Source organism: Massilia alkalitolerans DSM 17462 (assembly GCF_000427785.1).
In the GTDB taxonomy this organism is placed as follows: domain Bacteria; phylum Pseudomonadota; class Gammaproteobacteria; order Burkholderiales; family Burkholderiaceae_D; genus Telluria; species Telluria alkalitolerans.
The window spans coordinates 120,013-133,892 of the sequence record NZ_ATYR01000012.1 but is presented as its reverse complement, the minus strand read 5'-3'; the positions used below and the strand labels follow the sequence as shown (position 1 = coordinate 133,892).

Annotated in this window: 10 protein-coding genes and 1 other annotated feature; of the genes, 7 read left to right on the top strand and 3 right to left on the bottom strand. The window is 57.9% G+C overall.

Annotated elements, in window-relative coordinates; genetic code table 11:
* Position 1 precedes the first annotated feature (1 nt).
* Complete coding sequence (locus YWC_RS0114285; protein WP_027865996.1) at positions 2-988, bottom strand: TerC family protein; 987 nt, start codon at positions 986-988, stop codon at positions 2-4.
* Between the two features lie 27 nt (positions 989-1,015).
* On the bottom strand, positions 1,016-1,444 hold the full coding sequence (locus YWC_RS0114280) for a tellurite resistance TerB family protein (protein ID WP_027865995.1): 429 nt from the start codon (positions 1,442-1,444) through the stop codon (positions 1,016-1,018).
* 108 nt (positions 1,445-1,552) lie between these two features.
* Between YWC_RS0114280 and YWC_RS0114275 the strand changes: the two genes are divergently transcribed.
* The 7 genes from YWC_RS0114275 (at position 1,553) to YWC_RS0114245 (ending at position 12,240) form a co-directional block, all read left to right on the top strand.
* Positions 1,553-2,452, top strand: coding sequence for a LysR family transcriptional regulator (locus tag YWC_RS0114275; RefSeq protein WP_036214387.1), 900 nt, complete (start codon positions 1,553-1,555; stop codon positions 2,450-2,452).
* Between the two features lie 104 nt (positions 2,453-2,556).
* Positions 2,557-3,129, top strand: coding sequence for a hypothetical protein (locus YWC_RS0114270; RefSeq protein WP_027865993.1), 573 nt, complete (start codon positions 2,557-2,559; stop codon positions 3,127-3,129).
* Between the two features lie 456 nt (positions 3,130-3,585).
* Positions 3,586-4,290: a hypothetical protein gene (locus YWC_RS0114265; protein WP_027865992.1), complete on the top strand. Its 705-nt coding sequence runs from the start codon at positions 3,586-3,588 to the stop codon at positions 4,288-4,290.
* Between the two features lie 9 nt (positions 4,291-4,299).
* On the top strand, positions 4,300-5,406 hold the full coding sequence (locus YWC_RS0114260; RefSeq protein WP_027865991.1) for an ImmA/IrrE family metallo-endopeptidase: 1,107 nt from the start codon (positions 4,300-4,302) through the stop codon (positions 5,404-5,406).
* Between the two features lie 141 nt (positions 5,407-5,547).
* The gene (locus tag YWC_RS0114255; protein ID WP_027865990.1) at positions 5,548-8,079 is read left to right on the top strand and encodes a hypothetical protein; all 2,532 of its coding nucleotides are present in this window, start codon (positions 5,548-5,550) and stop codon (positions 8,077-8,079) included.
* Between the two features lie 338 nt (positions 8,080-8,417).
* On the top strand, positions 8,418-10,337 hold the full coding sequence (locus YWC_RS0114250) for an ATP-dependent nuclease (RefSeq protein ID WP_229413103.1): 1,920 nt from the start codon (positions 8,418-8,420) through the stop codon (positions 10,335-10,337).
* 1 nt (position 10,338) lies between these two features.
* Complete coding sequence (locus tag YWC_RS0114245) at positions 10,339-12,240, top strand: UvrD-helicase domain-containing protein (RefSeq protein WP_027865988.1); 1,902 nt, start codon at positions 10,339-10,341, stop codon at positions 12,238-12,240.
* A gap of 358 nt (positions 12,241-12,598) precedes the next feature.
* On the opposite strand, the gene YWC_RS0114240 is transcribed toward YWC_RS0114245, so the two are convergent.
* Positions 12,599-13,821, bottom strand: a protein-coding gene (locus YWC_RS0114240) for an IS3 family transposase (protein ID WP_156923677.1) whose coding sequence is annotated in 2 segments (ribosomal slippage) — positions 12,599-13,533 and positions 13,533-13,821 — 1,224 coding nt in all. Because the reading frame shifts where the segments join, the coding sequence is not laid out codon by codon here.
* Positions 13,427-13,543, bottom strand: a sequence feature (AL1L pseudoknot). (Overlaps the previous gene by 117 nt.)
* Positions 13,822-13,880 lie beyond the last annotated feature (59 nt).

Sequence of the window (13,880 nt, the reverse complement as noted above, 5' to 3'; positions counted from 1 at the left end):
GTTAGCCCGCTACCGCCGGCGGGTCATTACGGGTCTTCCACAGCGAGTACAGGATGCCCGAGGCAAGCAGCACTCCGGTCACCGCCAGCGACAGCGCTGCCGGCACCTTGCCGCCGAAAACGAAGTCGCCCAGGAAGATCTTCGAGCCGATGAAGACCAGCACCGCGGCCAGCGAGTACTTCAGGTAGTGGAAGCGCGCCACCATCGCCGCCAGCGCGAAGTACAGCGCACGCAGGCCCAGCACCGCGAAGATGTTCGAGGTGTAGACGACGAACGGATCGCTGGTGATCGCGAAGATCGCCGGCACGCTGTCGACTGCGAATACCACGTCGGTGATCTCCACCATGCACAGCGCCAGGAACAGCGGCGTCGCCCACAGCAGGGTCTTGCCGGGTTGCGCCGGGTCGGGCTGGCGCACCAGGAAGTGGTTGCCGTGCAGTTCGGGCGTGATGCGCATGTGGCCCTTCAGCCAGGACAGCACCTTGCTCTCGCGGATGTCGTCGCTGTCGGTATCCACGAAAAACATCTTGATGCCGGTGAAGACCAGGAAGGCGCCGAAGATGTAAAGGGTCCAGTAATAGCTTTCGACCAGGGCAGTGCCGGCGCCGATCATGATGCCGCGCGTGACGATCACACCCATGATGCCCCAGAACAGCACGCGGTGCTGGTAGAGCGGCGGGATCGCCAGGGTGGCGAAGATCAGCGAGATCACGAAGATGTTATCCAGCGACAGGCTCTTCTCGATCAGGAAGCCCGTGTAGAAGTGCATGCCTTTTTCGCTGCCGAATTCATGCCAGACCCACAGGCCGAACAGCAGGCCCGCGGCGATGTACAGCGCCGACAGCTTCAGGCTTTCCTTGACCCCGATGACGTGGTCCTTTTTGTTCAGCACGCCAAGGTCGAAGGCCAGCAGCACCACGACGATGGTGAGGAACACCAGCCAGGCCCAGGCTGGCGTGCCGAGCCAGAGTGCAGTGAGAAATTCCATGATGTGCTCCGTTCAGGTCAGGCGGCCTTAGTTGGCCAGGGCCGCGGTGGTGAAGGAATCCTCGGCATCGATCTGGCCGAACCAGGCGCGCGCCGCGCGCCGCACCAGCGTCGCTTCGCGGCCGTCGAGGTGGCCGTCGGCGTGGATGATGTCGACCATGGTCCTCCACACGCGGATCTGCAGCAGCGGATCGCGCAGGTCGAGCAGCAGGGCGTCCATCAGACGCGGGTCGATCTCGACCATGCCGGCGCGGCGGTTGGCGGCGGCATCGAGCAGGTCTTCGCACAGCTCGCGCAGGGTACGGTCGAAGGTGTCGTCGTCGATCTGCACCTGCTCCAGGTATTTGGAGTGGTGCATGGCGCTCACCTCGGCGGGGCTCAGGTGGCCGTCGACGATCATGGTCAGCGCCAGGATGCGACTGACTGCTTCGGGACTGTTGGTTTGATAAGCGTGCATGGTGACCTCGTTGTTGTGATTAAGTGAGGCCACTATAGAAGCGCACGAAACTAAAGTAAAATCGATTAATCTTTAGTAAAGCGTAAGTTTAATTGAGGTTTTGCTGCCATGATCAATTACAAGCATCTGCACTACTTCCACGCGGTCGCCACCCATGGCACGGTGGCGCGCGCGGCCGAACAGCTGCACGTGACGGCGCAGGCGATCAGCATGCAATTACAGGTGCTGGAAGAGCAGCTGGGCGAGGAACTGTTCAAGAAGAAGGGGCGGGTGCTGGAGCTGACCGAGGCCGGCAAGACCGTGCTGCGCTACGCCGAGCAGATATTCGACCTTGGCAACGAGCTGGAACAGGCGGTACGGCGCGGCGCCTTCACGGGCGAGGAAACGCTACGGGTCGGCATCTGCGACGTGATCGCCAAGCCCATGGCCTTCCGCCTGCTGCAACCGGCGCGCGAAGCCGGGATGGCGATGCGCCTGATCTGCCGCGAAGGGCGTTTCGACGACCTGGTCGTCGATCTCGCCGCCCACAAGCTCGATCTCGTGATCGCCGACCAGGGCCTGCCCACCGGCGGCGCGGTGCGCGGCTATACCCAGCTGATGGGGGCGAGCACGCTCACCGTGTTCGGCCATCCGGACCTGTGCGAGGAGTGGCCGGGCGAATTCCCGCAGCGCCTGCGCGACGCGCCCTTCCTGCTGCCGGGCCAGGACGCCGCCGTCCACACCCAGCTCAAGAGCTGGTTCGAGAGCCACGACCTGCGTCCGATCACGGTGGGCGAATTCGACGACGGGGCCTTGCTGAAATCCTTCGCCTGCGCCGGCACCGGCTTCATGGTGGCGCCGACGGTGCTGTCCGAGATCGTGCAGCTTGAAAACGGCATGGCGCCGGTGGGCACCATCGACAGCATCGTCGAGCACTTCTATGCGGTGTCGGTGGAGAGGAGGGAAAGGCATCCGGCGGTGCGGCGCATCCTGGAGGGGGCAGGGGCGGTGTTCGGACACGGGTCCTGAGCCGGGCAGGCCAGCGATCTGCTTCCCCTCGACTGAGATGAAGCAAAGTCCTCGGTGATGCCTCCGCTACAGTGTCCGTTCCCCATTGACGAACAGGAGGGACCATGGAGCTTGCCTGGTTCGGTCGCGCCGCACTCGCCTTCGTCCTGTTATTCAGCAGTCCCCTGCACGGACGGCAGTCCGAGCCGGACAGCGTCGTATCCAGGCCGCACGGCCCGGCGCGCAGCAAGGGCGCTTGCGGTCCTTGTTGCGGAAAGAATCCCGCGGCAGAGGCCCGTGCGACGCAAGGTATCTCGGCCGCCAACCCGGCCAATCCCTATGTCGGCAAGGATCGCTACGACAATGTGGTGGTGCGAGAAGGGACGCTGTTCTACTCGCTCACGCCGGGATCGTCGCCAGGGTTTGCAGTGAGCTACCCGACGCTGGAAAAGGCAGGCGGCAGCCTGACGATCTACTATGAGCTGGTGCAGGTCACGACCGATCCCGGCAAGGATGCCGCAGGCCTGCCGCGCAGCTTGCGCGACAAGGTCCGGGTTTTCCGGGTAACGGAACACATCTGCGCGGCACGCGGCAAGGCCTTGGCCAACCCGCAGTTCGGCAGGGGTGGCGGTACCCAGTACTACCTGTCTCCTGCCGATGCCGCGAAACTCAGTCCGGAAAGGATCAGGCCGATCTGAGCACGGTTGTAGGTTTTCACTACATCATGCAGTAGTGCCCCAGCGGCCAATCGGTACTTCTCACCTATTTCGCAGTACTTTTTCTCATAAAACTTCGCAGTTTTTTCGGCAGGGCGGTGAAACGCGTGCGGTCTGGCACCGAGCCTTGGCGCTTCGCAGCCGCCTTCCGTGGCAAGGGCGCGTAGGATTGCACAGATGCTCGTCGTGTCGGTGACCACGTAACGTCACGCAGTTGGGCTTCCAGCGCGGTCAATGCAAGTACCCGCTCCACGACGTGGCCGATGTGCTCGTCCAAAAGGTCGTTGACGTTGGCGCACCCCTGCAACAGCATCGCATGATAAATGGGCAGAGGGATGTGCGCTAGAGCCCAATTAAGCAAGTTCCACTAATGCATGTTTTTCCGCTTTATCATCCTCATGTTGAGGTATAATTTGCGGAAAACCTGAGGAGTTCCCCTTGCCTAAACCTAAATTCGAACTGTCGTATTCCGATGCCGTCGCCCCGCGAGCTAAGACTGTCACAGAGCCAGGGCTTGTTGAGGCACGGTTGCAAGAACTTTCAAGCGACTTGGTTATTAGTCTCCTCCACAACGCCATCCAAGGCGGACTTGAAGCTCGCAACGATACTACGCGCGCTTCCGCTGTCACCGCAGCAGGTGTACAGCAATGGTTGAAGACAGTAGAGGAACTGCGAACACAGTTAGGTGACAAGCAGTGGCGTATTCATAATGAACGAAACTGCCCCTTCATCAGTTCACCAGATCACTCTGTCTCCATTGTAGTGATGACCGGCAACAGCGAAACCGGCAAGCTGGGCTTTGAGGACCCTACCAACCAAGCAGAAAAGGGCGCTGTCGTTGAAGGTTTTGTCCAGTCCAATGGTCAGTTGGAGTTGTTCAACCAGGAGTCGTTCAAGTTGGCCAAGGCAAACCAGAACGAAACTCAGGTCTGGGCTTTTCTCTACCATTACGACAAAGCATTGAACGAGGTGCGCTTCGAACTCTCCTACCCGACAGGATTCGACAAGAAAAAAATCATTAAGTGGGGGGAGCGGCTGATTTTAGGTAGCATCCCCAACAATCCAGCGAATTTCACGATCCGCAAGGATGCCCCGAATGCACCGGCCACTGTGAATGTCGAGCCAAAAACAGGTACTTTTTAATCAATCATCATGTTAGAAATAAACCCTTCGCAAATCACATTTGCCCGGGTTAGAAGGCGCCTTACAAAGGCGCAGATGGCCAAAGAGCTGAGCGTTACCAGCCGTAGCATCCAAAACTACGAGACTGGAACCTCGGCTCCTGATTCGGAACTTGTGGCAAAAATGGCAAAACTGCTGAACTTCCCTCAGCAGTTTTTTTTCATTGAAGAGAAAATGCCCACCATTGCAGAGCATGCGGCCAGCTTCCGCTCACTCTCAAAGATGACAGATGCGATGAGAAACTGTGCCCTCAGCGCAGGGGCCATCGCTTTCAAAATCAATGAATGGATAGAGGAAAGGTTTAACCTACCCGAAGCCGATCTGCCCGACCTCAGCGACCTCTCTCCAGAAGACGCTGCGGCAACTTTACGCCGTATGTGGGGTTTGGGGAATGCCCCAATTCCCAACATGATTCACCTACTAGAGTCTAAGGGCATTCGCGTCTTTTCTTTGGCTGAAGAAGCCCGGGAGGTGGACGCCTTCTGCACCTGGTATGACCGCAAGCCTTTCGTCTTCCTCAACACGATGAAGTCCGCAGAACGCAGTCGTTTTGACGCTGCCCATGAGCTAGGCCACCTGGTACGCGATGTCTACAGCATGCAGCACGGCGAGGTGCATGGCGCGGAAATGGAACGCCAGGCGGATGCATTTGCCTCAGCTTTTCTTATGCCGAAGGAAAGCGTCATCTCCAACAGGCCGCCAGTATTCACCATCAAATATCTGATGAAGCTGAAGCACTACTGGGGCGTATCGCTTGCTGCGCTGGCCTACCGTTACAACGCATTAGGGCAAGTGACAGAGTGGAACTATCGCAATCTGTGTATTGAGATGGCCAAAAACGGTTACCGCACAAATGAGCCAGAGCCAATGGAGCGTGAAAGCTCGCAATTGCTAACCAAAGTGTTGGATTTTTTGCAGAGCCAAAAGCTTGGCCGAGCTGAAATCGCTAAAAATTTATGTATTAGTGTGGATGAGATCAATGCACTGACCTTCAAGCTGACGCGTCTGTCTGTGATTCCAGGGGAGGCTCCCTCTGAAATGTTGTCAAGGCAGCCACCTAATCTCCGCCTGGTATAAGTGCGGCGCTGCGCAGGCCGGCGAGCGATCGTCCACTAAACCTATGTTCTTTAAAGGCAGCTTGGATTACACGTCTAATGGTTAATCAACCCAAGGCTAACTCCCTAATGTCTCGCCTGCCCGCGTTCACGCTCACGACAGATGATTGATTTCAACCCGAAGACCTTCGAACCTTACTTTCGAGCCCTTGTCGCTGACGCCCACTCGGATTTTGAGTTGGATGAAGTTGATGATGCGCTTCAGCAGGCAACTCCGGAATCGGATGACGCAAGGACTTGTGCGTATCTCGCTGCTGAAATCCTTTCACGCGCCGACCGTCCGTGGTCCTTGGCCTATGCTTTAAACACTGCTGTCTGCGCAAGCTGTAGGGCAGGCGATACAGAGCGAGCTCGGCGATACCTTGAACAACTTGTCGATCTGACGATTGAGACGGGTACCGATCTGGCGGCCTTGTCAGCGGCGGAAAACGTGCGTCGTCTGCTGCCGGGCAACGCCAAGGCAGACCACGTGCCGAATATCCTGTATGAGGTGGTTCGTTTGTATCGGCATCTTGGAAAGGTGGAAAAGGCCATCGAAAATCTGATTGTCGCTGCTTACCTCTTTGCTGACTTCGGCGCATTTCAACCCGCGTACGGAGCCCTCGTCGATGCGGAGAATCTGGCACGCGACAACAAGCTGCTTCAAGAGTACGCGAACGTGGTTTCCACACTCTACTCTGTATGCCTCCTGGAGGGGGACCATGCGTACGCCGAGGAGCTGTGGCCAACATTGAAGCAGAAGTACGTCGAGCTTGGAAGACCGGTCCCGACGCATCTCGCTGTAAATCGCGCGACGCTAATGTTTCAGACCGGAGACTATGAAGCTGCTCGAGAGGCATTCGAGGATGCGCTTGCAGACGTCGCAACAGGCGATGAACTCGATGAGACACGCTGTAGAATCCTGATCAACCTGTCGGCATGCCTGCGCGAGCTAGGTGAGCACGCACTTTCCGATGCATGCATGGCCGAGGCGCGCCGACTGTTGGCAACATTCGAAAACGTCGATCCCGAGTTCCTTCTCGAGACGGAATTGATCGCCGCAAAAAATGCCGTTGTTAAAGGCGACCGGGTTCAAGCCGCCTCGTGTCTGAATCGCGCTGCCAAAAGTCTGGACGCCGGCGTTTGCCTGGTTGAGAAACTTCACTATCGACGCGGATTTCGGGAGCGATATGTGTCGCGAGTCGAAAGACTGCTCGCCAGCCTTAATGAGGCTGGCCGCGCCGCGGATGTCGTCCCGGTTGTCGCCGCGACGCGAGCAAATCGGGTGTCTGACTGGCTTCACTTCCTAGAGTGGGCTGAGATGCTTGCTACCAAGCTTCCACCGGAGGAGAAGGAAGAGCTCGATTGCTTAGTCGACCACTTGGCCAAGCACGGATCGCCACATCTCTTCGGCTATTTGGAGAAGCACGACGATCCGATGTCGGCGGTGCCAAAGCTTGACCCGTGGCGTGATATTGCAGAGTACGCCGATAAGATAAGCTCGCGCTACGGAATCACCCGCCCCTTCGAGAACGCAACATCCGAGCGCATTGCCGAGACCATAGCCGAAAGGCTGGCGGAGGGATATGCGATCCTCGTGAACATGTTCGATGCCGGCCACAAAATACTGCTGCTCATCGGTGACCGGTACATCCTCTGCAACTTGCCGCAAGCAGAAACCAAGGCGTTCTTCGAGGCCTTGCTCCGGCATCGTCACGAGACGCAACAAGCTAAGGCGCTTGGCCTAGCCATATCTGCGTACCAGGAGGCGTTGCTGCACTCGCTCGCTCCCGTGTTAAGTGAACTCGCGGTGGAGAGTTGCAAGGGTCTCATTTTCATACCTGATGGTCGGAACTTGACACCGATTAACTTGGTGATGGTCGGAGATCCGAAGATCCGTGCACGGATGGCTGCCGGCGAGTTCGACGTTCGCACCTGCATCGCTCCTTATCCTGCGAAGCGGCAGGTCGTTGCTCTTGAGTCCTGCCTCGGCATCATCGAAAGCGACTCACGCCTGCGCTACGACCGCGCCGACGTCGAGGAATTCTTCAAAGGAGTGGAAGCTACTGGGACGCTGCTTGAAGACCCGACGTGGAAGGCCTTCGCTGAAGGAATGGCGTCCACAGACGCGCTGGTCCTTTCGCACCATGGCGCATCCGTTGGTCTATTTCTCGACCCGTTTTTCGCCGACATGGCTGGTCCCCATCGGACGAGCGCTATGGATATGATGAGGCTTCAAGGAGAGGCATTTCGATGGCCCCATCGCCTCGCCGTTCTAGGCACTTGCCACAGCGGCGGCCTTGTTAACCGCAACTACCATACTGAATTTGGATCGCATGATCTTATGGGATTTCCGACTGTGTTTTTGCTGAATGGTCGGTCTGAAGTCCTGGCCGCGTCGTGGGCAATCCTCGACCGTTTTAATCTCCTGTTCACAACACTCTTCGCACCTAGTCTTAAAAATGGTTCCCCCTCGTTGGCTGCCAGTACCGCACTGGCTAAGCTCTTCGAGCTCTCCGACAAGGAGCTGTCCGACCTTGTCCATCGCGCATTCCCCGCCGACGTTCCGAAGACCGCAGTCTTGCTGGAGCAGATCGACAACTTGCGGCGGCAGCCGTTCTGCTACGGCGCCTACCAGACTTATACCCTGCTATAGGTATCGCAACGTTGGATGCCTCACCCTGGCGAACCCGGTGCGGCCCTTGCAAGATTGCCCCTCCGCACATAGACCTAAGATACGCCTGACCAAACCTCTTGCTTGTCCGTTAAGCAACAAGCTCGTACACTGAGCCATACCGACCGTTCGCTGGCAGCTGCGCATTCAGCCCGTCACTACAACACATCATGAAGTACTGTGCGAGCCTCTACGATCGGTCGAGAAGTGACAACACAATATGTCAGGCCGAAGTTCAATAATAGTTTTTACTGCAGAGCTAGTTAATGCATATTGAGAGCGTGACCATTACCGGTTTTCGATGCTTCGGCACGAGTCCCGTGAGCATTCCATTTAGCCATGCGGTTACCGCGATCGTGGGACCCAATGGTTCTGGTAAGACCGCAGTGTTACAGGCGCTCATGCGGCTGTTTGGGGTAACGCGGGCCCAGCGTACTGTAGTCCCATCCGATTTCCATGTTCCTGCCAAGGAAATCAGACACCCTCAATCGCGAACGCTCTCGATTGATGTGCGCTTGAGCCTGCCCGAACTCGTGTATGGCAGCGCAAACGCTGCAACAATCGCTCCCGTATTCCGTCACATGCATATCGAGCGTCCCGGGAGCACGCCATTATGCCGTTTGCGCTTGCGGGCCCGCTGGGATGCCGACGGTACAGCTGAAGGAGCCATTAGCCAGGACCTGAACTGGATCCATACGAATGATGAAACAATCCGCGCGGATCAAGAATCGACGGTGTTGCCGAGCGACCGCGGGCTGATCCAGCTGCTCTATACGCCAGCTAGTCGCGACGCTGCAGCGCAGATCCGTGACACGACCGGCGCCTTGGCTGCACGTCTGCTGAGGGCTATCGAATGGTCGCTCGATACGGAAATGGCGGTTGATACTGCTAGTGAGCAGCTAATGGCCGCGTTTGGTAGCGAGAAAGCGATCCAAGCCATCAGCAAGTCACTGTCCAGGCGCTGGGAAAATCTGCACGATGGCGACATCGACTGCGCGCCTGAGCTGAGCGTTATGAGTCGGCGCTTTGAGCAAATCGTCGGGCGTATTGGCGTGATGTTCAAGCGAGGTCCCGGCGGCGAGGACCGGGGTCTAGACGCGTTGAGCGACGGTCAGCAATCACTCTTTTACTTTGCTCTAGCCGCTGCAGTCTTTGATGTGGAGCGTGCGGCGGTAGCAGGGCACATTAAAGGATTTCGGACTGACGAGCTCAGCGTGCCTGCCCTAACTCTATTTGCTGTCGAGGAGCCTGAAAACCATCTGGCACCTTACTATCTCTCGCGCATCCTCCAGCAGCTCCACACTTTGGTCGAGACCGGGGCCGGGCAGGCTTTTGTATCAAGCCATTCGCCGTCGGTCTTGGGACGCGTGCCGCCAGATGACGTACGCTACTGCCGACGCGACACAATGACTGGTGTGTCGACGGTCCGCCCTATACCGATGCCGGCCTCGGACATCGAGGCCATCAAGTTCGTGCGCAACGCTTTCCTAGCCTTCCCCGAGTTGTACTTTGCACGGTTCGTGCTCCTAGTAGAGGGAGATTCGGAACGTATCGTGCTGCCGCGTCTCGCTGAAGCCCTTAACTTGCTCGTGGATCCGTCGTTCGTAGCGATAGTGCCGCTGGGCGGCAGGCACGTGAACCATTTTTGGCGCCTTCTGCACGGCCTCGGTATTCCGTACGCCACCTTGCTTGACCTTGACCTTGGACGCGCCGGTGGAGGCTTTGGTAGAGTAAAGAATGTCCTTCAGCAATTGCTTGCACTTGGCGTTCCGCGGGAACAAATTTTTCTTAGGTTCGAGAACGGAACGTACCTCAATGACGAAGGGCTCGCCCAGATGGAATCCTGGCCTAACGAACATCTAAAATGGTGGTTGAGCTACTTAGAGACGTCTTTCGCGGTGTTTTTCTCTTGGCCTCTGGACCTTGACCTCGCAATGCTGACCGCGTTTCCGGCGGCCTACGCGGCTACGATCGATGGAACCGGGCCGCGGATGAACGACGAGAACGCCGCGAAAATAGTGCTGGGTACTGCAGGACCGGGACTGGAGAGTTACACCGGCGATGCTGAGAAGTTCAAAGAGCAAATGGCTGCTTACCGGTACCTTTTCCTTACGCACAGCAAACCCGCCACGCACTTACGCGCGCTGGGGCATGTTGAACTGCCCGCGCTGAGGACCTATATGCCGCCGTCGCTACAGCGTGTGCTGCAGCATATATCCAACCGGCTATCGGGGCTGTGATATGTCTTTGCCACCGCGACGCATTCGTCCCAGCCATTGGCAGCCCGTGGATGTTACAGACCTGGAGCCGAATGCCTGGACTGTCGTGACATCCAGCGAGCACCACTCGGTGCTCGCTGGACCCGGGGCTGGTAAGACGGAACTGCTCGCGCAGCGCGCCGCTTTTTTACTACAGACGGGGGCCTCTCCGAGACCGCAGCGGATCCTGGCCATTAGCTTTAAACGTGATGCGGCGCGCAATCTCGCACACCGTGTGCGTCAGCGCTGCCATCCCGACCATGCCAACCGTTTCGACTCGCTGACTTTTGATGCGTTTGCAAAGGGACTTGTGGACCGGTTCGGACAGGCTCTACCGGAAATTTGGCGACCCACGTCTCCGTACGAAATCCTGTTGCCGAACAAAAATCATTTGCCCGACTTTCTCCGGCGTGCCAGCCTCGCACGGGAAAACCCCTTCGGCCAATGGGCAGTTCAAATGCTCGTGCCGAACGGCTTTGAGCGCCATCATGTGTTGGGTGAGCCACTACCCGAGTCGGGCTGGGCGCCCGCAACGGTTGGTCAGTGGGCTGGCCAGCGCTTCTGGAACGAACAACTGCGAGGCGCTCGGCGTAGCTATCTTAGTTTTGCCATGCTCAGCCGACTCGCCGAACTATTGGTTCGTGTCAACGCGCCACTGCGCAACGCCCTCGCGCTTACCTACTCGCACGTGTTTATGGATGAATTCCAAGACACGACGCAAGCCCAATTCGATCTCGTGCAAGGAGTCTTCCTTGGTACGCGTACGATCATGACAGCGGTGGGTGACAACAAGCAACAGATCATGCGCTTCGCGCACGCGATGGCCGATCCTTTCAGCATATTCGAGCGGACTTTTGGCGCACGGCGACTCCCCCTGCTTAGCAATTACCGCTCATCGCCACAGCTCGTCAGCATTCAACATGTACTTGCGCAAGCGCTTGATTCTGCCGTTGCGCCATCGGAATCAAAAGCCGTAGCGAGCATTGCCGACACCTGTTGTGCGGTATGGGACTTTACGACGACAAAGACCGAGGCCTACATGCTCGCGCAATATATCGCGGCACAAATGCATGAGCATAATCTGCAGCCCAGTGACTTCGTGCTGCTGGTGCGGCAGAAGGTCGACGACTACGTCCAAGTGCTCGCCCCCGCTTTCGCAGCTCAAGGCATCGCGCTACGCAACGAAGCGGCATATGTCGGTGCCCAGATGCTGCAAGAGTTGATGGCAGAGCCGCTGTCCGAGCTAGTACTGCTGCTCCTGCGTTTTGCCTGCGCTATCCGGGGAGGAGCCACGTGGAACGATGTTCAGCATGCCTTGGCAGACTTACGCGGTATCGCACCTGCGGATGACCGGGCTCGCCGTGCTCTGGCCCGAGACCTTGACGCATTTGCACACCGGTTCCGCGCACAATATCCCCGGCCGCCCGATACGGGGGCAGAAATGCGCGTCGCAGTACAAACAGTGATTTCTTTCGTAGGTCGCGACACCCTGATGGCGGCCTACGCTCCCTACAAACAGGAAGACTGGCTTCTTGACGTCCATAACAGTATCACGCTGCATTTGCACGCAAGTGGAAGCCATGTTCCCGATTGGGCTGCGGCGTTAGATGCCTATGAGGGGCGAAACGCGCTCCCGCTGATGACGCTCCACAAGAGCAAGGGGCTGGAATATCACACTGTGATCTTCATTGGACTGGACGACTCCGCCTGGTGGAGCTACGAGAAGGATGCTGTTGAGGCCACAGCTGGCTTCTTCGTGGCGTTCACCCGTGCGAAGCAGCGGGTAATCTTTACTTATACCGCGGAGCGAGGACCTCGAACCAAGATTGCTGCGCTATACGATCTTCTGAAAGCAGCGGGCGTCCGAACGGTGGGGATCGCTTGAGGCGGGGCCATTTTTAAGGAATTGCTTAGGATTGGCTAATTGCTTCCTTTACCGTGCCTTCGTCATGGATTTTGAGACGAAATCCAGCGAAATAGACAATCAAATACATCGTCTCAAGTGCCAATAATGCCGTTTCCAAACCCGGAATGCCGAGCTAAATTCGCTTTAAGATAAAAGCGCTTAACAGACTTTTGCTTGGCCCTGTGGCAACAATTTCGTACACTGAACCATTCCGATCATCCGCAAACGGCCAAAATAGGACGTACGCGTCCGGAAAAGCATAGGCCATCGCAAACAGAAACTCGGATAAGTCGGAGCCTGAATCGCCCCGGCTTTCGTGGAGGCCGGTTAGTGTGAGTCAGGCGAGAATAACCTGACTGCTCAGTTGCGCGTAATAGTTTGCCTCAGCTTCCGCCGGCGGTATATAGCCGAGCGGCTCCAGCAGGCGATGGTGGTTGAACCAGGAAACCCATTCCAGCGTGGCCAGCTCGACGGCTTCACGCGTTTTCCAAGGAGCGCGGCGGTGGATCAGCTCAGCCTTGTAGAGCCCGTTGATGGTCTCGGCCAGGGCATTGTCATAGCTGTCCCCCTTGCTGCCCACAGATGGCTCAATGCCAGCTTCTGCCAGGCGCTCGCTGTACTTTATCGAAACGTATTGAGAGCCCCTATCGCTATGGTGGACCAGCTCGTTCCGTTCCGGCTGACGCGCGTACAGCGCCTGTTCCAGCGCATCGAGCACAAAGTCAGTCCGCATCGAGCTGCTCACCCGCCAACCGACGATGCGCCGGGCGAAAACGTCGATGACGAAGGCGACATAGACAAAGCCCTGCCAGGTCGAGACATACGTAAAATCGCTGACCCACAGCTGGTTTGGCCGCTGCGCCTTGAACTGGCGGTTGACCCGATCGAGCGGGCACGGAGCCTTGGCATCGGCAACCGTCGTGCGCACGACCTTGCCTCGCACGACACCACGCAGACCGGCCTTGCGCATCAAGCGCTCCACGGTGCAGCGGGCCACATCGCCCCCCTCACGCCGCAGCTGACGCCAGACCTTGTCGGCGCCGTAGACCTGCAAATTTGCTTGCCAGACCCGTTCGATGTCGACGCTCAGCACGTCGTCGCGCTGGGCACGTGCGCAACGCAACTCAGGATTTCGCTGTTGCGCGGCGTATCGCCAGTAGCCCGACGGCGCGACCTGCATCATCCGGCAGATCGGCTCGACACCGTAAGCATGGCGGTACTGGTCGACAAACTTCCTCACGGCTTGAAGCGGCGGTCGAGCTCCGCCTGAGCGAAAAACGCACTCGCCAGACGCAGGATCTCGTTTGCCTTGCGCAGCTCGCGCACCTCTCGCTCCAGCGCCTTGATGCGCTCTTCTTCAGCAGTGGTGGGACCTGGACGCTGGCCGGTATCGCGCTCCTGCTGGCGTACCCAGCGGCGCAGCGTCTCTGGCGTACAGCCGATCTTGGCCGCGATTGATGTGATGGCCGCCCACTGCGATTCATACTCGCTGGCAGCCTCGCTGACCATGCGCACAGCGCGCTCGATGACTTCGGGAGAATACTTGGGTTGCTTCTTCATAGCTCCATTTTCTCAAAGAATGGAGCCTCCACAAAATCCGGGGCGATTCAAACTGCTGA